We start from the raw sequence: 21,646 nt of genomic DNA, 5'->3' as shown, positions 1-21,646 counted from the left end.
GTGCATTAGTTTAATCAAACGACTTCAGCTTGAATAGGGTATATAAACTCAAGCAAAAGGTGGGGGTCAGGAGGGTTAAAATGGTTGGTATTAGTGGAATCCAGCCTCCTTGAGTTAAGGCAAACAAACAGACTCCATATAATATCAGAATAGCACCACTAATGGCTACCCATCGCTGTAAAGGTTGTTGAAAACGCCAGACGATCGTTCCACCAATAGATGACCATAATAATACCCAAAGTGCATTAACCCATTGAGGCCACCACCAAATCGAGGGTCGCTTATTTTTGCCCTTCAATTCCCCCTCAACGGTACTAAGGATCTGGCTCACTACATGGGCATGAATGTTTAACCCGCTAATTTTCCCATAAGGGGTAGAAAACGACTTCTGTAACGTTGGAGCGGTCATGCCAATCAAAACAACATTTCCTTCGATTCGAGATCGTTTAAACGAATGGCGTTGTTCCAACACATCTCGCACGGTAATTTGGTGAGCGATCTGATTCGGATCCGGAGTATGGCGATAACGAATCAGTATTTGATTGCCTTTAGCATATTCCCCCAAATTCTGGTATCCCCCACTGCGATTTGCGATCCGTTGAATCCCAACTGAGCCAAATTTTGAGTGGCTATGGGATAGGGTCACGTCAATAGAGTGATGATGTTGGAAATAACGCTCCACTACATGCCAAACTAAAGAATAAGGAGTATGACATTTCGTAGGCTCGGGAACTGGATTATCACTGCGATATAAGAGATAGCGACGTAAGCGATTGTCCAGGGCTAAATCACGATCGTCAAACACATCAATAAATCCCACTTGTCGCTCGCTATCCACCAGTCCTGGTAAAGGCTCTGTGCTACTGTCTAAGTCATTTCCGATAGAACAGACTAAAATCACATTTTTTGATGAAGTATTTATCTGAGTCAGGAAAGCGTTATGTTCGCCGGGATAATTTCTGTTTTCCACTGGACGATCGCGAATAATATTTAACCCAATTGCCGCAGGTTGATACTCATTGATTTTTTCTAAAACTTCTGCTAAAATAGCATCCGGTAAAGGGTGTCCATACAAGCTCAAATCCGTTTCATCGGCTCCCACAATTAAAAGCCTGCGATCTATGTCTTCCACGGGAAGCTGCCTCATTAAATGGTCAAAGGCTTGCAGTTCCCAGGTTTCAAGTTTTCCTTGCCATTGTGCGCTGAGGACAAACAGCCCGATCGCAAAACTCACAGCTAATGAGCGACCCAGTTTTCTCCATACAATTTTACGATCGCGAACTGAGGAACCAGTGAGTTCATCCGGCACTTGCTTTTCGCGATCGCGGAAAATAGTTCCGGCATCGCTTATCTCTATCGATTCGGGAATCAATACACTTCCCCTTTCCCTACCCCGCAACTCCTCCCATGTCGGCGGCACTTCAGCCGGATTCTGACAGACGATCGGCAACCCGGTACATCCCGGTAAATCGATAAATTCTTCTAAACATTTTTGCCCTTGCCTCACCGCCGTATATAAATACGCTCCCGATGCATATTCCTTCAAAAACTCTGTTAAAAAGCGCTGCGCTACCCGATCGGGCACGGGTTCTTTCATCACGATCGCGATCGGCAGGTGCAATCCCGCCAGCTTTTCCGCTAACCCCAATCCGTCGCAAGAATTAAAAATCGCTAATTGCAATCCCTGGCGAATCGCTTCCTTTAACGCCTCCTTAAACTGTCCGATTTCTAAACTTTCCCGTTCGTTGATATAAATGATTCCCTCATCGCCTTTGGTTTGACTGTGACCGGCAAAAAAGAAAATATCCCATCCTCTCTTATCTCGTAACTTCTGAATCACTTCTGCTGCCGAGGGTTGCTCCAACGGTTCTAACTCGACATTCGGCAGTTGCGCGATCGCCTGTTTATCCGGTGTCAAATCAATATTCTCGTTGTTGCCAAACACCGCCAAAATTCGCACGGCAGCACCTTGCTTTCCACTGCGAGCGATCGCGTCGGGTTTCTGATACTCCAGCAGACTAAACCCAATCCCCAAATCGGCATACTTTGACAATATATCCCACTCCAACCAAGGCATCTTCCATAATTTGGGATTGGCTTGGATCGTTATGCGAACGTTACCCCTATTTTCCGCCAAATCCTCAATCAATCTCTCTCTAATGTTTAGACATCCTGCATCAACTGTCTGCCGCAGCCACTCTTTCATATTTTTTTCTAGCAATTTGGCATATTCGCGACAAGCTTCTATATCGTATTCATTAGAAACATTAGAGGGTAAATCTGGATCGATTCCCCAATCCCTCCCTCTCTGACTTGTCAGACTGCGAAAGCTAGTTTGCCAATTGAAATAATATCCTTCCAAATGCGGATGCGGTGGAAGATAACCCGAGCGTTCTGCCAAAGGAAGACCGCCGCGCTCGTCCAAGACTTGTAACACAACGGGAAATCCGCTGTCAAAGTCACCCGCCACTATTTTTAAAACGATCGCCTTTCCCATAACTGTAGTTCCCTGCTAATTCGCTTAACTGCGGCATATGTTATGCGATAAACTCCTCGGTAGCGCTAACTTCATTCACTGAAACTCGCACCTTAAATCGAGTGCCCGAAGGCGGACTAAACCGCAATTGAATTAAGTTATCCTTTCCTTTTCCTTCCTCATCACTTCGACTTTCCACTTCTTTTTTCGTTTCTCCAGATTCCGAAAGTAGGCTCAATTTTAGATAGGGTGGCAATTTCCTTCCCGCGATTGGTTGCACTTGCAAAAACACGCCGAGTCGGTTATCATTTCTGGGCATAATGGCAACAATTAACGCAATCGAGTGACCCTCCAACTGCAATCCAAAATCCAGATACCTGGCTTTTCTAATTCCAGCTTGCGGATGCCCCGGACTGATTTTACCCAAACTCAGCGCCGCTTGCCAACGGGTTTCCTCCTCGCGAGCGGTATGCAACAATTGGGTTAACGCATCGATCGCCTCTGGATTGCCCACCCCTAGTTCTCCCAATACCCCCGCCGCATGGCGACGAGTCTGTTCTAATTCCTTGGGTTGCAGCAAGCGAATGACTGGTGCAATGGCGTCTACCACTTCGCTTTTCCCGCGCACCGCACTGGGTTCTGCTGGAGATACCAGCCACTCAAACTGTTGCCATCCATCTTCTAACGCATTCTTTCCCGAGTCAAGCACATTCTCTAACCATTCTCGCAACTTTACCGGCGAGGTATTTTCCACCTCCGCCGCTAATTTTCCCATGCGTCGATCGCACAGGTGTTGTCTGAGGCGATCGTCACTCAACAGGGCGGCCCATTTCTCAAAAGGCACCTGCAATTGCAAGCGCGGCGAATATACTGACGCATCTCCCAACTGCTCTAACCATTGTTTTACTTCGGTTTCCGATAACTGTGGTAAAGGTTTCACTACCTCGCGCACCTGAAGTCCTAACGCAATTTCCATTACCGTTAAGTCACGGGTTAACTCTGCAAGCGCTAGGGAATAACTGCGATGGTTTGCATCATAATTTCCTCGATTTTTCACCTGTCGGTGGGTGGCGAATCCCCATACTTTCATCCAACAGTCATCCTCTTCTCCTTCCACACTAACTGTCACTGCTAAATAATAATCTCCCATCCAGCTCGGATTGTCTACCCATTCCTGGGGTACGGTAAACAATTCGGGTTCCATTTCATCTGATGGAATCAGGATTAATCGCCTGTTACCCACTTGAATGGCAGTGCCATTATGGACGAGTTCTAAAACGCTCGGCACTCTTTCTTCCCCGGGCCAAATTGCGGGTCTGGGTAAATTTTCTTCCGCTGCCCATTCCTCCAGCCAAGGTAAGACTGTTTTAACACTCAGCCAGTTGAGATATCCATGATAGCGGGCGATCGCATTGGAATGGCTCTGAGCAAGCTGCCACCCTCGTTCTTGGTCTTCCGGTGCGATTTTCAACATTAACGAGTCATCAATCGGGTTAATTCTGCGATGGTTTCTAGCTCTCATTGTCTTGTCCTCCTTTACCTTGTTTATAGATGGCTATCAAGTTTCGCTCGACGATTTTATTAATTCTTTCCCGTTCTTTATTTCCAGTCAGGTTAATGTTTAGTTCCTCCAAAATCCACCGAACTAAATCCTCTTCTACCTGGCACCTTCCTTTCCAAAAAAGCTGGCTATCCTCTGATTCGCTAAGTCTCACCTCCCGCGCTAATTGTTCCGGTTTGGCATAATTTTGATAATGAATTTGCAAGCTGTTCTGAATTGGCAATGGCAGCTCCTGGACATGATGGATTAAGACTTGTTGAATGGACAGTTGGTAAACCTCATACAGCCATTGCTTGATATACTCTTTCATCCATTTATCTAGGTGCTTCAATAACGCATTATGCAACTGGGTTTCAATGCGGTTTAATTTCGCTTCGACTTCCTCTGGCGAGATTCCCAGGCGATCGCCTACCGCCCTGACATCGAGTTGCTCTCCGTAGCACAGGGACAATAACTCTCGTTCTGAGGCTGTAATCTCTTTGAGCGCTTCGACTAAAGCCGCTTGAATGATATCCGCACGGTTGGGAGCTGGAAAATATTTCTGCAACCACTCCCTAACATAGGGCAAAACCCATTCCTCGGGCTGACTAATCTCGGTTAAAGCGTTCAGCAATTGAGTTTTATAGTAACTCAGCTTTCGACTGACTTGATATTGTTTTAGGTTGCATAAAGCAGCAATCTGCGTTTGGGTCAAGCCGAATCCGTAGGTGAGGGGAAGCAGGTTCGTTTCATCGATGAACCACCGACCATTTTCCACTTGCAGTTCGATAACATTTTTACAGTTTCTCAGCTCGGTTTCCAACCGTTCGCTAATTCCTTTCGCTTCATTCAAGTAACCTCCCTTAAATTGACCCTCTCCCACTATGTTAATAAAATAGTCTTCGCTTTCCGTTTCCGGAGCTGCAAATTCTCTGCCTTTTTCTCGAAGCACGTCAAGAGACCAACATTCTTTTGTTAACTTTTTGGTGGTTTTTAAGGCTTCAAAACAGGTTTCCATCCAGGCTTTCATCTGCTCGCCAGTGACGGGATTGGGATTGGCGGCTACTTCAGGGGGTGCGGAAGGCAGTAGTCTTTCCGCATTGTAGCAATTTGCCGTTTCGCCAAAGTCTTCCGGTTGGGGCACGGGCCAAATTTCTCCCGGCTTTCTGTGTGGACTTTTCACCCGGTTAAATAAATACACTTGGTGGAAATACTTTCGCGCAAAAATAATCTGCGAAATTTCCGGCTCTTGACATCCGAATCTCCCTAAGGCATCGATTAATTTATACTGCGGCGTTTGACAGACTAACCGCCAGTAAGAATACCGACCCACTGAGGCTTCGCTTTTAATCGTTCTGATTAAAACTTCTTGCAAATAGGTGGATAATTTAGCGTCTCCTTTGGCTTGATATTGACTTAAAATACTTGCCAATTTTTCCTCGTCATGGACTAGGATTCTGGCAATATCGAACGCATCTTGCCATAAAAGTTGGCCATGTTTGTTGACGATCCATTTGGCAGCTTTGTCACAAATGAGTTCGTAGTAACTGGCTAAATGTTGCAACGCGAGTTGCTCGCGATTGGTGGGTTCCCAGGGTTGGGGGGGTGGCGGATTCAGGGCGAGGTCGATCCAAAACGCTTCTAAGGCGCTTTCTCGCCGATCGCCCAAGCGCGCGAAGTTCGGATCCCGCGCCGCATATAACTGAAAGTTGCGCCTCAAACGCGGTTGGGTAATCCATTGCAACACTACACGCCCCTGCTGCGTATCCACCATCAGACAGGTGGAAAATCGCTCGGCGTTATTCAAACGCTTGGGTGGCGTTGGGATGCGATCGCGGTGAAAAGGATTGAACATTCTCGTTCTCCTTTAGACAACAAAGTGAGCCGCTGGAAAGCGCTTTTTCAGGAGCCTATGACTTTAGTAGGACACTCCGTCGCCAATTATGCAAGGGTGCTGCTGATTTTTTTTGACTCTACCAGACTCCCCCCGCGATCGCTACGGGGGTCATTCCCCCTTTTTTGTTAGTGATTGTTAATCTGTTGTCCTAGTTTGAGGAAAAATCGCTCTGGCGCTGCATATTTGCGGGAGGGCAATGCCACTAACGCTATAGTCGGGCGATCGCCTGTGCTTCTGTGCCAGATCGTACAAAAAATACGACCAACACCCTGGTCAAGAACACTGGCGGATTTCTCCCAAGAGAAAGCACAAACACAGGACCCTCGCTCGCATCGGAGTGCTACTGGGGAGGACAGCATCAGATGAAGTCAAATCCATTCCAGATAATTTTTGGCGGACTTTTCTCAAAAGGGGAAAAAGTTAGGGATAACACAGGTGTTCCCCCCGCCTCGGGGGTCAATCGAGAGGCGTTAGAAAACCGAGCGATCGTAGACGAAGCCATTGTACCGCATTTCGGTGGGCGGGTACGATTTCACAACTCTTGGTGGCCCGCCTTGTGTCAGCAAAATATTACCTTGCTTCCCGGGGAAATCCTGTATGTGGTGGGACGCTACAATATCGTTTTATTGGTCGAACCGGCATCCTCCCTCAAAACTGTTGTAGAGTCTTCGGGAGGGAAAGAGCCGGGGTTTTATTACTGACATAGAATCGGCGTTGGAAGAGTGGTGGCGATCGCCACTGCTGAAGCGATCGCCTTAGCTTCAGCTTCTTGGGTGGCCAAATCCACTTGCAATTGCCCTTGAATTTGTGCGGCTTGGGCTTTGGCGCGGGCTTCAGCGGTAGCTTGTCCCGCAGAGGCGATCGCCACATTTTCTGCTTCTAATGCTAACAGATTGCGCCGTTTTGCTTCCGCAGCTCCTTTGTCTACAATTGCCTGTCGTTCCAGTCGCGCTTGGGCTTCTTGGGCGATGCGTTCGGCATCGTGGCGGGCGGCGGCTTCTTGGGCATCGGTGGTAATTTGAATAGCCAATTGTACCGACTTTTGCAGGCTTTTTAGAGTTTCTTCATCCACCGGTTCCACGGATTGGATGTCGATGTTGGTCATCACCAAATTATTCGCCGGAAACCGGAACGCTTCGCGAATCCGTCCCTGTTCATCTAACCCAAACACTGCTTAACGAATGATGCGGGCTGAATTGCGGTGAAATTCGTCAAATTGCACCCCGGCGGCCCCGACAAAATCCGGCACTTGAAACAATTTGCCGGCTTGTTCTTCGTTGGTGCGATCGACATCAAAATGCCAATTATAAGATAACTGCAATTGCAGCCGCGCGTGGTCCGAAGTTTCCACGGTGAAGATATCCGTCATAAAATCCGGCCCTAAAAATAAAGCGAGGGCTTTAATCGCATTGGGACGTTTGGGCTTATCTCCGGATAAACTTAAAATCGTAAACGCTTCATCCGGACCTAACATGACTAAATCCGGTTTGAATACCGTGCGCGCGGTGCGTTCTTTGTAATCGTGGAGAATCGGCGATCGGTTCCCCGTTTTCATCGCGCATCCACAATTGCCGGTTGCGGTTTTAATATAGCTAGTCTAAATGATTCATGCAATTGATATGGCAGTGCGAGCTTCCAGCTCGCTTGTCAGTGTAGGGAGCGAGACGCTCCCACTCCCGTTAAGAATTGTACAACTGATTTAGACCTGCTATAGCAGTCGTTCTCCATCGCGCAGGGTAACGGTTTGCGGTCCGACTTCCAACCGGGTAATCCCCGTGTTGTTGTCTAAAACATGAATGTAATGTTGCGGTTTGAGGCGAATGACGCCACTGGCGAGTTCCGAACTCGCTGTCGGATTGTCGAGGTTTTTATCTGCTTTGGTCATGGAAAATACCCGCTCTTGAGAGGATAATTTAGGTGGAATACTTCTACTATAAACAATGCATTCTCTGGGTTGGGGATAGAGGCGCGCGATCGCCGGGGTAGGAAACCCGGAGGGGTTGAATGCGGTGGTTTGAAAAGCCGAGAATTATCCACCCGGAAAAGCGGAGTTTCAGAAGTGGGGAATCGGGGAATATGGGGTGCAAAAAAGGGTGGATAAGCGCGAGACAATTGCCACTGAATTGAGGCGGTACTTTTAGCCCGGGGGAAAGCAATGAAGCACTTCGCGATTCGCGGATTTGCAAGCCTTTATCGGCGATCGCAAGCTGTGGGATGATAAGCAAGGGTACAAACCTTCGCAGTCGCATTTATTGGGGGGAGAGGCGGTAGCTCTGGAGGGACGTTCCTCCCAGGGGGGACCGAGTTAAGTGAGAAACCGAGGGTGGGCAATGCCCTGCCGCGATTCTCACTTAACGAGCCACAATCCGATCGCGGCCTTCTTCCTTGGCGCGATACAGGGCGTCATCGGCACAGCGATAAAGGGCTTCCAATTTTATCCCATCCTCGGGATATTCAGCTACGCCGGCACTGAAGGTCACTTGCCAGTTTCCTTCCGGAACCGGGATTGCCGATTCTTGGTGCATGATATCGAGCAACTCGCTCAGACGCTTCATTCCATTGATTTTCGTCATCCCGTACATCCCGACGACGAACTCGTCGCCGCCCCAGCGGGCGACCACATCTTCACTGCGGAAGGTGCGTAATAACAGTTTGCCAAAATGACGCAACATAGTATCCCCGGTGGCATGACCGTAGCGATCGTTCACCCATTTGAAGCGATCGAGATCCAAAATCGCCAAACACATGGGTTGGTCGTGAGTGGCAGCTTGCTTGAGAAACTTCTCTAACTCTTGGGTAGACTTGCGACGGTTGGCCACGCCAGTCAGGGCATCGGTTTCGGCCATATTTCGCAATAACTGCACTCGTTCTAAGCGATTGAGAATCCGATTCACCAATTCCGGCCCGACGATCGGTTTGCTGACGTAATCATCGGCCCCGGCGGCGAACACTCGATGCACGGTATTCGGATCCCGGTGTCCGGTGAGAAATAGCACCGGCAGTCCGCTCCAGCGCGGGTCGTTGCGAACTACCTGACATAGTTCGATGCCGCTGATGTGAGGCATTTCCACATCCAGCACCAGCAAGTCGGGCATGGTGTGTTCCAGGGTTTCCCAGAAGCGATGGGGGTCGGAAAGGGGGAGGGATTTGAGACCCCAAGGCTCGAGAAAGGTTCGCACTAGGGAAAGCACCTGCAGGTCATCGTCTACCACCATAATTTTCGCCTCGGTGTTGTGGGCGCGTTGCAGAACCTGAGTGACTACCTCCATAATGCGCTCGGGGCGCAGGGGTTTTTGCAAAAAGGCGCGTCCGCCGAGTCGGGCGACTTCTAAGCGCTCTTCTACGCTGCTGCGATCGGTTAAAACCACCACGGGAATGGGGGGGAAGCGGTTGGCGAGTTCGGCGAGGAAATCTAATGCTTCTTGATGGGGGCGTTTGCCGTCTGTTTCTGGGGCGGGGACATCGAGGTCTAAAATCACTACCTCGGGCCGCCGATCGCCGATCGCCGCTCTGGCCCTGGCAATTGTATTGGCGACGATTCCGTGCATTCCCCACTGCTGGGTTTCTGCTGTCAGGCGAGACCCTTGCTCTGGGTCTCCATCTACCAGCAACAGCATCGGTTTGTCTTCCGCAACCCCCACGGATGCAGTCTGCTTTGGAGAGGGACTGCGCTCGAGCTGGCTGCGAAGTTCTACTACTAATTTCGATAAATGCAACCCGTCTTCACACTCCAAGGGGCGATCGCGCAATAACTGCTCCACTTCTTTGGCAATTTCTGAACCTTTGGAAAACCCGAAGGTCCCTAGGGATCCGGCTAGTTTGTGGGCTTCTCTTTGCGCTTTGGCGTGCAAGTCTGAGTTGAGTTCGCCGCTTTTGAGGGCATTGCTGGCTTGCTCTAGGGTGGTGACGCGATCGCCGATCCGGTCTTTGAACCGCTCCCAAACTTTCCCTACGGCGGCTAAGGTGGCTTCCTCAGAGGAACCGTCTTCTCGCGTACTCAGGGGCAATTCCAGGATTTTGGCCACTTGGCGCGCTAGTTCTACGCGATCGATGGGATGAACTAAGACGCAGGTTGCATGAGTCACGCGATCGCTGGCTCCGTTTCCGGCAGTTTTTCCCTTCCCTTTTCCGTTGAAGCGCTCCCCATTTCCCGTCTGTTCCCCTTTCTCCACACACCAAATCGTCGGCAGTTCGTGTTTGCCTTTTCTCATGCTGGCTACCTGGCGCAGCACTTCCACCCCTGCCGGTTCTTTTAACTGCACGTCTACGATTAACAGCGACCAACTCTGGGGCGCGGCGCTGATTTCTTGCAGGGTCTCTTCTCCGGTATGGGTGACTCGCACCGAGACTTTCCCCAGTCGCTGCTGTAACCAAAAACCCAATTCTTCTGGCAATCCCGCCATGAGAATCTTGGGCGGTTCGCGGTATTTGTCCTCGGAACTGAGGGGTTTGAGCCGATATCCAATCCCATACACGGTTTCGATTAAGTCCGCAGGCGCGCCTGCGGCTTTCAATTTCTGTCGCAAGCCTTTGATATGCGCCCGAATCGTGTCTTCTGCAGGGGGTTCGTCAAAAGACCACAGGTGATCGAGGATGGCACTGCGGCTATAAACTCGGTTGCTGTTTCGCAAAAAGAGTTCGAGCAAGCGATATTCGGTGGGGGTCAGGGTGACGGGTTTGCTGGCATAGGTGACGTCGCAGGTGTTGGGGTTCAGTTGCAGTTGTCCCCGCTCTAGTATCGCGGATAAGGGGGCATTTCCTCGCCGCAATAAGGCGCGAATTCTTGCGGTTAATTCGGGAATGTCGAAGGGTTTGACCAGATAATCATCTGCCCCGGCATCGAGTCCTTTAACTTTGTCTTCGGTGGTGTCTTTTGCGGTGAGCAATAAAATCGGCATCTGATAGCCGGAGTTTCGTAGCTTGCCACACAAACTGATACCATCGAGCTTGGGTAGCATGACGTCGAGCAGAATCAAGTCGTAGCCAAAGGCTTCGACCAGTTCTAACCCTTCTTGTCCGTCGGTGGCGATGTCTACAACATAGTTTTGCTCTCGGAGTGTGGCGACTAACGCTTGCGCGATCGGCTCGTCATCCTCCACCAGTAAAATTCTCATGGCGGCTGTTTCACCTGCTTGCGTCGAATATCCTCAGTTGTTAAATCGGTTGTCTTCTAAAGGTTAGTTTTTTCATAAGGTCTCCATGAAAACAGGGTTTCACTTCTGTTTTTCGATCGGGTTTCTTGACTTGCCATTTCCGACAAGCTCATCTCGATCCTAAACGACAAAAACCACAGATGGTGAATCTCAGGGCGAAAAATCTATCCGAAGTATCAGAGATGCGATCGCTTCGATTCGGTTGCCCGATCGCAATCTCTCCCTGGCCGCAACGTTCACGGACACAGGGTTTCTGCCCCTACTCAGCCGCCTCGATTCCCCCCATCGGCCAGTGCTTTTCCCTTGATTTTTTTCCCAGATGCACCCGGTGGACTTTTTCTATTTTACCTCTGGTTTGTGCTGAAATTTTCCGGCCTTTCTTTGCTTTGGGTCTATCCCGATCGCCCTTAATATTTTTTAACAAGCTGCCGCTCGCTTTTTTGTGGTGCGGTTACTTGTTTTAAAAAAAAGCAACTAACCATAATATCATAAAACGTGAAAGGTGTAGATTGCGAATCGTAAAAAATTTGACGGCTCGGTTAACATATTTTTAAACAAATCTCCCCCGGGCTCACTGTCGGGATCCAGGGATGTCTGGGGGACCCCACCGGTTTTTCTCGTGAACACAATGCAATTTATTCTCCCAAGGCCCCGGCGTCAGCCGCCGATGTTTCTGCAATCCCTGCAATCTGCAACTCTCAAGTTAATGATGGGTAATGATTTTAGATGATGAATCGGCAATCAGCAAGGGAAAAATGGCGAGGCGATTGCGCGATCGCGGGTGGGATGCCTACGCCAGTGCGGGCGATCGGGGGGAAAGGCGCGATCGGGTGGGGGAGGGGGAAGTCTCACGAGAAAAAGGAACCCACAGCAGTGCTATAATTTCACAGTTTAAGATTTGCATGGTGAATTCATGTTGAATGTAACATCGAAAAATCTAAAATTGCTATGACTTTGAACCTTCATGTCGTCACGCCCACAAAAGTCGTCTGGGATGCGCCCACCCCCGAAATCATTTTGCCCACCACTAACGGTCAAATTGGCATCCTCCCGGGTCATGTATCGATTGTAACATTTCTCCAAGTCGGGGTGATACGGGTGCGGTTTGAAAAAGATTGGCTTCCGATATTCGTGATGGGAGGATTTGCCGAAGTTGAAGCAGACGAAGTGACGGTGGTGGTCAATGGCGCAGAACGCGGAGACGAAATCGATTGTGCGATGGCGGATAGTGCTTTAGAAACTGCCCGGGAAAGTTTGCACAGCGCCCAGAGTCGTCCGGAAAAAACCCGCGCCCAACAAGCGATCGCCCGGGCGCGGGCGCGGGCGATCGCGGCCCATGACTTCCCTCAGCAATTAATCGGTCGGGTACCCGTGGGAACCGGTTCGACCCGGAAAAATCCCAAAGTTTCGGCGATGAAGACCATCGAAAAGCTGTAACCCAATCCAAGAGGCATTAAAATCAGCCAGCGTCGGGTGCATAAACCCCCCAATTCGGTTGTGCAATTCTCCCACCGAGGGGATACAAGCACCCGACGTGGGCTTGCCGAATCAGTAAATATGCGGTAAAAAAACCCGGTTTCTCACCACTACTAACCGGATCCCCGAGTTTCCCAGGGGTTTGCAACTATTGCTCCAACAATGCCAATAACTGCGCTTCTCCCAATTGCGCGATTCCCAAATCTTGGGCTTTTTTCAACTTAGAGCCGGCATCTTCTCCCACCACCAAATAATCGGTTTTAGAACTCACGGAACTCGTCACCTTTCCCCCGGCATTTTCAATCAAAGATTTTGCGTCATTGCGCGTCAAGGTAGGCAAAGTGCCGGTGAGGACAAAGGTTTTCCCGGCGAAGGTTTGGGCGGGTTTTTCTGCGGCAGATTGTGGGGAACTGGGGGCAGCAGAGAATTGCAATCCTGCCGCTTTTAATCGCTGGATTAACGTTTGGTTTGCCGGGACTTGGAACCATTGCGCCACAGAATCGGCAATTTCCGCACCGATGCCATAAACTGCTTCGATTTGCGCCGGGGATGCGGCGGACAATTGCTCCACATCGGGGAATTTTTCTGTCAGCAATTGGGCGTTGACGCTGCCTACATGGCGAATGCCCAATCCGTATAATACCCGCGCCCAGGGTTTGGTTTTGGATTTTTCCAGTTCCTGGAGCAAGTTGTGGGCGGATTTCCGGCCAAATCGCTCTAAGGCAGAGAGTTTATCTATCGTGAGGTCGTATAAATCCGCTACGGACTGCACGAATTGGCGATCGACCATTTGCTGGACCAGCTTTTCCCCCAATCCGTTAATATCTAAAGCATCGCGACTGCCCCAGTGGACGAGAGACCCGCGCAAAATGGCGGGACAAGAGGCGTTGATACAGCGCGCCACTGCCTCACTTGCGGGTTTGACCGTGGGTTGACCGCATTCCGGGCAGTGGGTGGGCATGCGGAAGGGTTGGGCATTGTCCGGGCGCAATTCCGGCAGGATTCGCACCACTTCCGGGATGATTTCACCGGCTTTGCGAACGATCGCCGTATCGCCGATATGCAAATCTAACTGAGCAATGCGATCGCCGTTATGCAGGGAGGCGCGCGACACGGTAGTGCCCGCCAATTGCACCGGGGATAAATTGGCCACTGGGGTCAGCGCGCCGGTGCGTCCCACTTGCACGGTGACGGATTCCACCCGAGTGGGGGCTTCTTCGGCGGGATATTTGAGCGCGATCGCCCAGCGGGGGGATTTTTGCGTAAATCCCAGTTGTTTTTGCAGGGTCACACTGTTGAGTTTCACCACCACCCCATCAGTCATGTAGGGTAAATCCACCCGTTGCTTGTCCCAATACTGGTAATATGCCTTCACTTCATCGAGCGATCGGCACAATGTCCGGTGGGGATTGACTTTAAACCCCATGTTTTGCAATAATTCCAGAGACTCCCACTGAGTCTGCGCCACCTGGATATCCTCCACATCCGGCACCTGCAAGGTATAGGCAAAGAAATCCAACCGCCGCTGTGCGACAATGCGTGAATCTAGCTGGCGCAGAGTGCCCGCCGCCGCATTGCGCGGATTGGCAAATGCTGCCTCATGCGATCGCGATCGTTCTTCATTAATCCGCTCAAACACATCCAGCGCCAAAAATGCCTCCCCGCGCACCTCCACCACTGGCGGCAGATTCTCGCCCTTCAACCGCAAGGGAATCGAGCGAATCGTCTTCACATTTTGCGTAATCTCCTCCCCCGTCACCCCATCGCCCCGCGTCGCCCCGCGCACCAACAGGCCATTTTCATAAGTGAGCGCCAATGCCGACCCATCGATTTTCAATTCGCACACATACTCAAATTCCTCTCGCGGTGCAATCCGCTGCCATTTTGACTCCCATTGGGCAAATTCTTCCAAATCAAAGGCATTGTCCAAACTGTACAGCGCAATATTATGCTTTACCGTAGCAAATTGCGTCGCCGGCTTTTCCCCCACCCGCTGCGTCGGACTATCCGGCGCAATCAGTTCCGGATATTGATTTTCTAGCTCTTGTAATTCCCGATAAAGCTTATCGTAAACCGCATCCTCCATTATCGGATTGTCGAGGACGTAATAGGCATAACTAGCTTGTTGTAGCTGTTGGCGCAGTTGCTTGGCGCGCTGTTTAATTTCTGCTGTCGATTCTGGCAAGGGACAAGTCTCCTTTTCCTCTGTTATCCAGTTAAGAATTATAGCCGCTTTTCATCCCAGTTTGGGGATGAGCTGCCCCACCCCCAATGCCGGATATTTTATCAGAGTTTTATGCTCTCGTTCCCAGCACTATCCTGGTAATAAGTCAAAAAACCTGTGATTGTTTAATTACTTGTCCCAGTCTTCTACTTCGTAGAGAAACCGCGTGCCCGCCATCAATTTGCGATTGTAAGAGGTACTTTGCACGAACACTGCATACTGTTCCAAGTTGGCGGGTTTTATCCGCACGGTTTCCCCTTTTGGCAATCCCAGCATTTCCCGCGCTGCTTCGCCGGCAAATAAATCTCCGGTTTTGCGATCCATCAATATGACTTCTTTTTTACCTTGGATAGTTTCGGTTTTTGTGAATTCGTAAAAGCCGCGTCCGCGCTTGAAAATTAGGCCATTTTCTTGGACGAATCCTTTAATCGCACAGGTTTTATCTACTTCGAGAACCTGGAATCGTCCCGGAGGAACCGCACGCAAATCGGCAGCTTCCTCATACACTGCTACCTCGCGATTCATCATGGAATTAAACATTTTGTTTAATCCGCGACTCATGCGCCCTTGGGAGGCAACTTCTTTTTCATATGCTTGCAGTTGTTCGTCGGAGGATTGCTGGTAGCAGACAGCAAAAAATAGGTCAGTGATGTAGGAAAACTGGTCTAAACTAATGTGAAAGCCACCAGAGCGATCGGCGAGTTCTTGATAAAACGGCGTAGCATGAGAGCGGTTCAGCGCTTGCACCCCATAAACGGGAATTTCCATCGCTGCTAATTTGTCTAATTCTTTGCGCCAATTCAATTTTTCAGGGGTTTGGGCCGGCGCATGGGGAATCGAATCCCCAATCATTACCACGGTTTTCGTACTATCGGGAAGCCAAGATAGGGATCGCGCTTCATGCAAGACTAATTCATAACATTCCGGGGCATCGCCGCCGTAAGTTGCCTCAACATTTTGCACGAAGTGGCAAATTTTATCCAGATCTCCGGAAAAATCTAAGGTTTTCGTGACGTAGGTTTTGCCTGCATCGCAATAGTCTCCGTGGGCGATAATTCCAATACGAATTCCGGGGATTTCATCTAAAAGGCGCGTGACGGTGCTTTTGATTTTTTTGCGAACTTGCGTCAGGCAAGGATACATGCTGCCTGTGGTATCAAAACTGAACAAAACATCAATGGTTTTCATCGTCATTGATATACCTCCGGGGGATAAATTTATAACCCAATTGGCGTGCCACTAAAGCGTCGGTTTAGTAGTAGATAACAAGGCGAAGAAACATTCTATAACTCATTCGTTGCCCAGGCAAAGAGTGGGTATAGCCATCCGGTTTCTACCCGCTACCCTCCCAACGCTCTAGAATCAATATAACCGAGGTTGATTTTTTTGTCAACCCCGAAAGCGCCCTTGGCGGAGATTTATTACTTTGTCAGTACAAATTGCTAATTTTTTGCAAGCTATTGCTAGCCTGTAAGCCAAGCAAATCAGAAATTATGCGATTTTCAAACCTTGCAGAAAAAAGTTATTTTGCTCATTGAAATACCGCGCCGACGATGAGGCTGAGGATCCAGAGACCGAGGGCGACGATCGCCAGAACAGCCAGTATTAATCCCGCCAACAGCAAGAAGACGAACCATTTATCGGCGGGTTTGGCGGGGCGGGGGGAACCAAGGTGAGACTCCAACAGCTCCATATTTTTGAGATTGGCTTTCCAAGCAACATCAAACAAATCGCCGAGTACGGGAACTGTACCCACTAAGGTTTCCAAGAGAATGTTGTAGACCATTTGCAATAAACTGTTGCGCGGTACGCCCATTTGCGCCGCCGCAAAGACGATATACGCCGAAACTAGGGCACCGGCGATATCGCCCCCAGCAGGGAGGAGTCCCAGGAGGGGATCCAATCCGACCCGGTAGCGGGTTCCGGGGATGGTAATCGCGCTATCGAGGAGGCGAGACAGGGTACGAAGGCGGCGCAGATGGTTGGTGTTTGGGTCTCTGGGAGTGGTCATAGAGTGCAGCAGGGATTGGGTGAGTGTAAATCGTTCCCAATTATGACGGAAGATCCGGTGGATTGGATGGGGCGATCGCTGCTTTGGGGAGAGCAAAGCAAGATTGCGATCGCCTTTCCCTTAAAATAAGAGTCACGCCGAGATGAAAGTGGAGAGCGATCGTGAAAAAATATGTCTGTACCGTCTGTGGTTACGTTTACGACCCGGAAAAAGGAGATCCTGACGGCGGAATCGAACCCGGAACCGCCTTTGAAGATATTCCCGAGGATTGGGTGTGCCCGGTATGTGGTGTGGATAAAACCGATTTTGAACCACAGTAGGGATTTTTGTCATTTGTCCTTTGTCATTGGACATTTGTCATTGGACATTTGTCATTTGTCATTTGTCCTTTGAAGGAGTACCAATGACCTGTTACCAGATGACCAATGACCAATATGACCAATGACCAATATAACCAATATGACCAATGACACTTGACCAATGACAATTGACCAATGAGCCGCACGGGAATCGGTGCGTCACCCCCGTCGGGGATTGGTTGATTTGTGTGATAGGGTGGCGGGGGTGACGCACCCTACACCCCAAAACCAATGACCAATATGACCAATATGACCAATGACCAATATGACCAATATGACCAATGACCAATATGACCAATGACCAATGACAATTGACTAATAAAAATTGACGAATGACTAATAAACTGTTAATTACTGGTGCTAGCGGCTTTTTAGGATGGAATCTGGGTCAAAAAGCCAAACAAAACTGGCAGGTTTATGGGACTTATTTTTCCCTAAAACCGAGCAGCATTCCCGGGGTAAATTTGTTACAGGTTGACTTGAGGGATTTTGCGGCAATGAAGCGTTTGTTTGAAGAGATTAAACCGGATGCGGTGATTCATACGGCGGCCCAATCTCAACCGAATTTTTGTCAAGTTCATCCCCAGGAATCCCATAAAATCAATGTGAAGGCATCTTGCAATCTGGCGGGTCTTTGTGCCGATGCGGAGATTGCTTGCGTTTTTACTTCTACTGATTTGGTATTTAATGGGTTAAATCCGCCTTACAAAGAAACAGATCCGGTGTGTCCGGTGAGCATTTATGGCGAGCATAAAGTGATGGCGGAACAGGGAATGCGCGATCGCTATCCGAAAACGGTGGTTTGTCGGATGCCGTTAATGTTTGGTTATGGCGGGCCGGTGGCGAAAAGTTTCTTGCAACCGATGTTGCAAACCCTGCGGGAAGGAAAAGAACTGAGTTTGTTTGTGGATGAATTCCGCACCCCGGTCAGCGGGAAAGTGGGCGCAGAGGGGTTGTTATTAGCCCTAGAAAAAGCACCGGAATTGCTACATTTGGGCGGGAAAGAACGGGTGTCGCGCTATCAGTTTTTGGCGATAGCGGTGGAGGTGCTGCAACTGAGGGATGCTAACCTAAAAGAAGGTCGGCAAGCGGAAGTAAAAATGGCGGCACCACGGCCACCGGATGTGTCGTTGGATAGTTCAAAGGCGTTTGCATTGGGCTACAATCCGCCGGATTTGCGAGAACAGTTGCAGCAGTTTCGCTTTCAATTGTAGGGGTAAATAGCCACAGTGGGCGAGTTATTTGGCATGGTTACGGGGGGAGGCGGAGCCTCAAATAGGGCGTTCCCAGGCAGGAGTCTGGGAACGAGTTAAATGGATTCAAATGGGTTAGAATGAGTTAGAATGAGTTAGAATTATTTGGCATACTTATTTATCGTCAGGTGGAGTGTCAATTATCAAGCGTAAATCGGCCTTGAGGTCAGATAAATTGCGAGCGATCGTCGTCGGGGGAGGTGCGGCGGGATTTTTTGGTGCGATTACCTGCGCCCAAACCCATCCCGATGCGGAGGTGACGATATTGGAAGCGGGACGCGATCCGCTGAAGAAGGTCAGAATTTCCGGTGGGGGGCGCTGTAATGTGACGCATCATTGTTTTGAACCGGCGCTGTTAGTGCAAAATTATCCCCGAGGAGGAAAAGCGTTGCGCGGTGCTTTTTCGCGGTTTCAACCCCGGGATACGGTGGAGTGGTTTGAATCGCGGGGAGTGAAGCTGAAAACTGAGTCGGATGGGCGAATGTTTCCCATCACCGATGATTCGGAAACGATTGCGGGTTGTTTGATGGGGGAAGCAAAACAAGCGGGGGTGCAACTTCGCACGGGGGTGGCGGTGGTGGGGGCGATCGCACATCCTGCAAACTCCGGAACTGAGGGGGTTGAGGGGGGAAAGTTTGAAATTTTGTTAAAGTCTGGGGCAAAGTTGGAATGCGATCGCCTATTATTAACAACGGGAAGTCATCCCCTCGGGTATCGAATTGCCAAGTCCCTGGGACACCAAATCGAACCGCCGGTACCGTCTTTGTTTACGTTTAATCTGGAGGGCGATCGCCTAAAGGATTTAGCGGGAATTTCGGTGGCGAATGCGATCGTGCAATTACCCGAGGCCAAATTACAGCAAACTGGTCCTGTGTTAATTACCCATTGGGGACTGAGCGGTCCTGCAGCGCTCAAACTTTCTGCATGGGGGGCGAGATATTTGTCCGCACAAAAGTATCGCGCCCCATTAACAATAAATTGGGTACCGCAATATAACCCGGAAACCGCGCGGGCCGAGTTGCTACAGTTAAAGTCTGCTGCGCCAAAATCGGCGATCGCCAAGTGTAACTGCTTTGCCCTTCCGCGCCGCCTTTGGGAACGATTGCTCGCCACGGTGGCGATCGACCCCCAAACCCGTTGTGCGGAAATTTCCAAAAAAGCGTTTAATCGCTTGGTGGAAGAATTAACGCGGGGACGCTATCAAATTACGGGGAAAGGGGTGTTTAAAGAAGAATTCGTCACCTGCGGCGGTGTCAAACTCAAAGAAGTGAATTTTAAAACAATGGAAAGTCGGTGCTGTCCCGGTCTTTATTTTGCTGGAGAAATCCTGGATATTGACGGGGTAACGGGAGGGTTTAATTTCCAAAGTGCTTGGACCACCAGTTGGTTGGCGGGTCAGGCGATGGGAAAATCCGCAGGGTGAAGCTGTTGCAAGGGGATGATCTTTTTGGGAAAAAATTAGGGGGCGATCGCCAAGATTATCGGTTAAAAATGGGAGCAAAACGTGGCAGGTAAAACCCAACATATCTTCGTGTTTTTAGAAATTTTTTCCCGGGAAGGGGGAATTCAGTCTTATGTGAAAGATATTCTGCAAGCTTACGGGCAAATTGCCTCGAAAAATCAGATGAAGGCGCAGGTGTTGCTATTGCGCGACGATCCGGAGTGCGATAATCCATTTGCCGATAATGAGGCGTTTGAATTTCATTATCTCAAAACCCTACCGCCGTGGCGGGGGCGCTGGCGTCTGGCGATGACATTACTGGCGCTGTTGGTGCAGCGGCGTCCTCAATGGGTGTTTTGCGGTCATATTAATTTAGGGCCGTTGGTACAACTGTTGTGCAAACCCCTCGGAATTCCCTACACGGTGTTGACCTACGGGAAGGAAGTGTGGGAACCGTTAGACCCTAGGGCGCAAAAGTCGCTGCAGAAGGCGGATCGGATTTGGACGATCAGTCGGTACAGTCGCGATCGCGCTTGTGAGGAGAATGGATTGGATCGGAAACAGTTTGCCTTGCTCCCTTGCGCGGTGAATGGAACCCTATTTACCCCCGGTCCGAAACCGCCGGAGTTAGTGGAACGGTATGGGTTGGCGGATTCCCGGGTGTTGATGACCGTGGCACGTCTGTGGCCCGGGGATATTTATAAAGGGGTGGATGTCACCATTCGGGCTTTGCCAATTATAGCACAAGCGATTCCCAATGTCAAGTATTTGGCTATCGGACGGGGGGAAGATCGCCCGCGATTGGAGCAACTGGCGCGAGAGTTGGGGGTGAGCGATCGGGTGGTCTTTGCCGGGTTCGTGCCGGCGGAGGAATTAAGCGCACATTATCGGGTTGCCGATGCCTATATCATGCCCTCTCAAGAAGGGTTTGGCATCGTGTACATGGAAGCGATGGCCACGGGAAAACCGGTGCTGTCTGGGGATAGGGATGGATCGGCAGATCCCCTGCAAGATGGCAGGTTGGGTTGGCGAGTGCCCCATCGCGACCCGGAGGCGGTGGCGAAAGCTTGCATCGAAATCCTCAAAGGCGAGGACAAGCGCTGTGACGGGGAGTGGTTGCGTCAAGAGACGTTGGCGGCATTTGGTACGGATGCCTTCACTCACCGCCTCCAACAATTACTCGCGGTTTCTGAGTAGTATGGAAGTGTTGGATAATATGACACAGGAGTAAATCGTGAATCAAGGAACGACTAAAAATTTTATGTTTGCCCTTTCGGAATTGAGCCGATGGGTGGTGCCACTGTTAATCGTGTGGTTGTTGGTGTCGATTGGTTTGGGATGGGTCGTTAAGTCGATTTTGATTATACTCGCATTAATAGCGATCGCGCCAGTGGTGGCATTTGTTGGCTTGCGCTGGTGGCTGAAGCGCAATATCATTATCGATCGCTGTCCGGTTTGCAGTTATGAAATTACCGGTTTGAATCAAACTCAGTTTCAATGTCCCAGTTGTGGGGAACCGCTGAAGGGAGCACAAGACCATTTCGAACGGTTGACGCCGCCGGGAACCATTGAGGTGGACGCGGTTGAGGTTTCGCCAAAAACCTTTGAGGGGTCGCGTTAAATGCCAGTCAGTCACTTGTGGCGATCGCCCCTAGAGGTGCGATCGCCACTGTGTCTTGTGGGTGAACCCCCTGGCGCGCTTACAACTGTTCCGGATCCATGCCTCGCGCGCGCAGTCTCTCGATGAGAGCCTGATAGCGCTGCTGTTCTTCTTGCAGTTGCGCCTCTGCTCGTTCGGCGCGTTGGCGCTCTTGTT

At 50.1% G+C, this 21,646-nt stretch carries 17 protein-coding genes and 1 pseudogene; 9 read left to right on the top strand and 9 right to left on the bottom strand.

Features of this window, described 5'->3' with window-relative positions; translation table 11 throughout:
* Window positions 1-10 precede the first annotated feature (10 nt).
* The 3 genes from LKK83_RS24725 to LKK83_RS24715 are packed head-to-tail and all read right to left on the bottom strand — an operon-like array spanning window position 11 to window position 5,871.
* Entirely contained in the window at window positions 11-2,497 is a 2,487-nt protein-coding gene (locus LKK83_RS24725) for a CHASE2 domain-containing protein (protein WP_324634093.1), read from the bottom strand.
* A 40-nt stretch (window positions 2,498-2,537) separates the two neighbouring features.
* Complete coding sequence (locus LKK83_RS24720) at window positions 2,538-3,998, bottom strand: DUF1822 family protein (RefSeq protein ID WP_324634092.1); 1,461 nt, start codon at window positions 3,996-3,998, stop codon at window positions 2,538-2,540.
* Window positions 3,988-5,871, bottom strand: a complete 1,884-nt coding sequence (locus LKK83_RS24715) for a hypothetical protein (RefSeq protein ID WP_324634090.1) — start codon at window positions 5,869-5,871, stop codon at window positions 3,988-3,990. Before LKK83_RS24715 ends, LKK83_RS24720 begins: the two co-directional genes overlap by 11 nt.
* Window positions 5,872-6,275: 404 nt before the next feature.
* Between LKK83_RS24715 and LKK83_RS24710 the strand changes: the two genes are divergently transcribed.
* A complete protein-coding gene (locus LKK83_RS24710; RefSeq protein WP_324634088.1) occupies window positions 6,276-6,614 on the top strand; it encodes an NfeD family protein in 339 nt (112 codons plus the stop codon).
* Here the strand turns inward: LKK83_RS24710 and LKK83_RS24705 are convergent.
* The 3 genes and pseudogenes from LKK83_RS24705 to LKK83_RS24695 form a co-directional block, all read right to left on the bottom strand.
* Window positions 6,608-7,468 (bottom strand): annotated as a pseudogene (locus tag LKK83_RS24705) (hypothetical protein). The gene LKK83_RS24710 and the pseudogene LKK83_RS24705 overlap by 7 nt on opposite strands.
* A gap of 153 nt (window positions 7,469-7,621) precedes the next feature.
* Complete coding sequence (locus LKK83_RS24700; RefSeq protein ID WP_324634087.1) at window positions 7,622-7,798, bottom strand: hypothetical protein; 177 nt, start codon at window positions 7,796-7,798, stop codon at window positions 7,622-7,624.
* 466 nt (window positions 7,799-8,264) lie between these two features.
* On the bottom strand, window positions 8,265-11,027 hold the full coding sequence (locus LKK83_RS24695) for a response regulator (RefSeq protein ID WP_324634085.1): 2,763 nt from the start codon (window positions 11,025-11,027) through the stop codon (window positions 8,265-8,267).
* 765 nt (window positions 11,028-11,792) lie between these two features.
* On the opposite strand from LKK83_RS24695, the gene LKK83_RS24690 reads away from it, so the two are divergent.
* On the top strand, window positions 11,793-11,948 hold the full coding sequence (locus LKK83_RS24690; RefSeq protein ID WP_324634084.1) for a hypothetical protein: 156 nt from the start codon (window positions 11,793-11,795) through the stop codon (window positions 11,946-11,948).
* 66 nt (window positions 11,949-12,014) lie between these two features.
* Window positions 12,015-12,503, top strand: coding sequence for an ATP synthase F1 subunit epsilon (gene atpC, locus LKK83_RS24685; protein ID WP_324634083.1), 489 nt, complete (start codon window positions 12,015-12,017; stop codon window positions 12,501-12,503).
* A gap of 187 nt (window positions 12,504-12,690) precedes the next feature.
* Here the strand turns inward: atpC and ligA are convergent, their stop codons facing one another.
* The 3 genes from ligA to LKK83_RS24670 all read right to left on the bottom strand — a co-directional run bounded on the left by ligA (window position 12,691) and on the right by LKK83_RS24670 (window position 16,777).
* Entirely contained in the window at window positions 12,691-14,727 is a 2,037-nt protein-coding gene (ligA, locus tag LKK83_RS24680; protein WP_324634082.1) for an NAD-dependent DNA ligase LigA, read from the bottom strand.
* A 168-nt stretch (window positions 14,728-14,895) separates the two neighbouring features.
* A complete protein-coding gene (locus LKK83_RS24675; protein WP_324634081.1) occupies window positions 14,896-15,960 on the bottom strand; it encodes a vWA domain-containing protein in 1,065 nt (354 codons plus the stop codon).
* 337 nt (window positions 15,961-16,297) lie between these two features.
* A complete protein-coding gene (locus tag LKK83_RS24670; protein WP_324634080.1) occupies window positions 16,298-16,777 on the bottom strand; it encodes a DUF4112 domain-containing protein in 480 nt (159 codons plus the stop codon).
* A gap of 3 nt (window positions 16,778-16,780) precedes the next feature.
* Here LKK83_RS24670 and LKK83_RS24665 point away from each other — a divergent pair, with 3 nt between their 5' ends.
* From LKK83_RS24665 to LKK83_RS24640, 6 genes are all read left to right on the top strand, one after another.
* Window positions 16,781-16,906, top strand: a complete 126-nt coding sequence (locus tag LKK83_RS24665) for a hypothetical protein (RefSeq protein ID WP_324634079.1) — start codon at window positions 16,781-16,783, stop codon at window positions 16,904-16,906.
* A 32-nt stretch (window positions 16,907-16,938) separates the two neighbouring features.
* Window positions 16,939-17,097 carry a rubredoxin gene (gene rd / locus LKK83_RS24660; RefSeq protein WP_324634077.1) on the top strand — a complete coding sequence of 53 codons (159 nt, stop codon included), beginning with the start codon at window positions 16,939-16,941 and terminating at the stop codon, window positions 17,095-17,097.
* A gap of 371 nt (window positions 17,098-17,468) precedes the next feature.
* Window positions 17,469-18,350, top strand: coding sequence for an SDR family oxidoreductase (locus LKK83_RS24655; protein ID WP_324634076.1), 882 nt, complete (start codon window positions 17,469-17,471; stop codon window positions 18,348-18,350).
* Between the two features lie 199 nt (window positions 18,351-18,549).
* The gene (locus LKK83_RS24650) at window positions 18,550-19,812 is read left to right on the top strand and encodes an NAD(P)/FAD-dependent oxidoreductase (protein ID WP_324634074.1); all 1,263 of its coding nucleotides are present in this window, start codon (window positions 18,550-18,552) and stop codon (window positions 19,810-19,812) included.
* An 81-nt stretch (window positions 19,813-19,893) separates the two neighbouring features.
* Window positions 19,894-21,027 carry a glycosyltransferase gene (locus LKK83_RS24645; protein WP_324634073.1) on the top strand — a complete coding sequence of 378 codons (1,134 nt, stop codon included), beginning with the start codon at window positions 19,894-19,896 and terminating at the stop codon, window positions 21,025-21,027.
* A 37-nt stretch (window positions 21,028-21,064) separates the two neighbouring features.
* Window positions 21,065-21,451: a hypothetical protein gene (locus tag LKK83_RS24640; RefSeq protein ID WP_324634071.1), complete on the top strand. Its 387-nt coding sequence runs from the start codon at window positions 21,065-21,067 to the stop codon at window positions 21,449-21,451.
* The last annotated feature ends 195 nt before the right edge of the window (window positions 21,452-21,646 follow it).

The organism is Phormidium sp. CCY1219, assembly GCF_035615515.1.
GTDB lineage: Bacteria > Cyanobacteriota > Cyanobacteriia > Cyanobacteriales > Laspinemataceae > CCY1219.
The sequence above is the reverse complement of the archived record's forward strand: the minus strand, read 5'-3'. Positions and strand labels throughout refer to the sequence as shown.

What these genes read in the sequence shown, in the direction of transcription:
- LKK83_RS24725 (WP_324634093.1), bottom strand. Translation starts at nt 2,497, where the DNA reads ATGGGAAAGGCGATCGTTTTAAAAATAGTGGCGGGTGACTTTGACAGC.
- LKK83_RS24695 (WP_324634085.1), bottom strand. Translation starts at nt 11,027, where the DNA reads ATGAGAATTTTACTGGTGGAGGATGACGAGCCGATCGCGCAAGCGTTA.
- LKK83_RS24655 (WP_324634076.1), top strand. Translation starts at nt 17,469, where the DNA reads ATGACTAATAAACTGTTAATTACTGGTGCTAGCGGCTTTTTAGGATGG.
- atpC (WP_324634083.1), top strand. Translation starts at nt 12,015, where the DNA reads ATGACTTTGAACCTTCATGTCGTCACGCCCACAAAAGTCGTCTGGGAT.
- LKK83_RS24670 (WP_324634080.1), bottom strand. Translation starts at nt 16,777, where the DNA reads ATGACCACTCCCAGAGACCCAAACACCAACCATCTGCGCCGCCTTCGT.
- LKK83_RS24715 (WP_324634090.1), bottom strand. Translation starts at nt 5,871, where the DNA reads ATGTTCAATCCTTTTCACCGCGATCGCATCCCAACGCCACCCAAGCGT.
- LKK83_RS24720 (WP_324634092.1), bottom strand. Translation starts at nt 3,998, where the DNA reads ATGAGAGCTAGAAACCATCGCAGAATTAACCCGATTGATGACTCGTTA.
- LKK83_RS24690 (WP_324634084.1), top strand. Translation starts at nt 11,793, where the DNA reads ATGATGAATCGGCAATCAGCAAGGGAAAAATGGCGAGGCGATTGCGCG.
- LKK83_RS24710 (WP_324634088.1), top strand. Translation starts at nt 6,276, where the DNA reads ATGAAGTCAAATCCATTCCAGATAATTTTTGGCGGACTTTTCTCAAAA.
- LKK83_RS24675 (WP_324634081.1), bottom strand. Translation starts at nt 15,960, where the DNA reads ATGACGATGAAAACCATTGATGTTTTGTTCAGTTTTGATACCACAGGC.
- LKK83_RS24700 (WP_324634087.1), bottom strand. Translation starts at nt 7,798, where the DNA reads ATGACCAAAGCAGATAAAAACCTCGACAATCCGACAGCGAGTTCGGAA.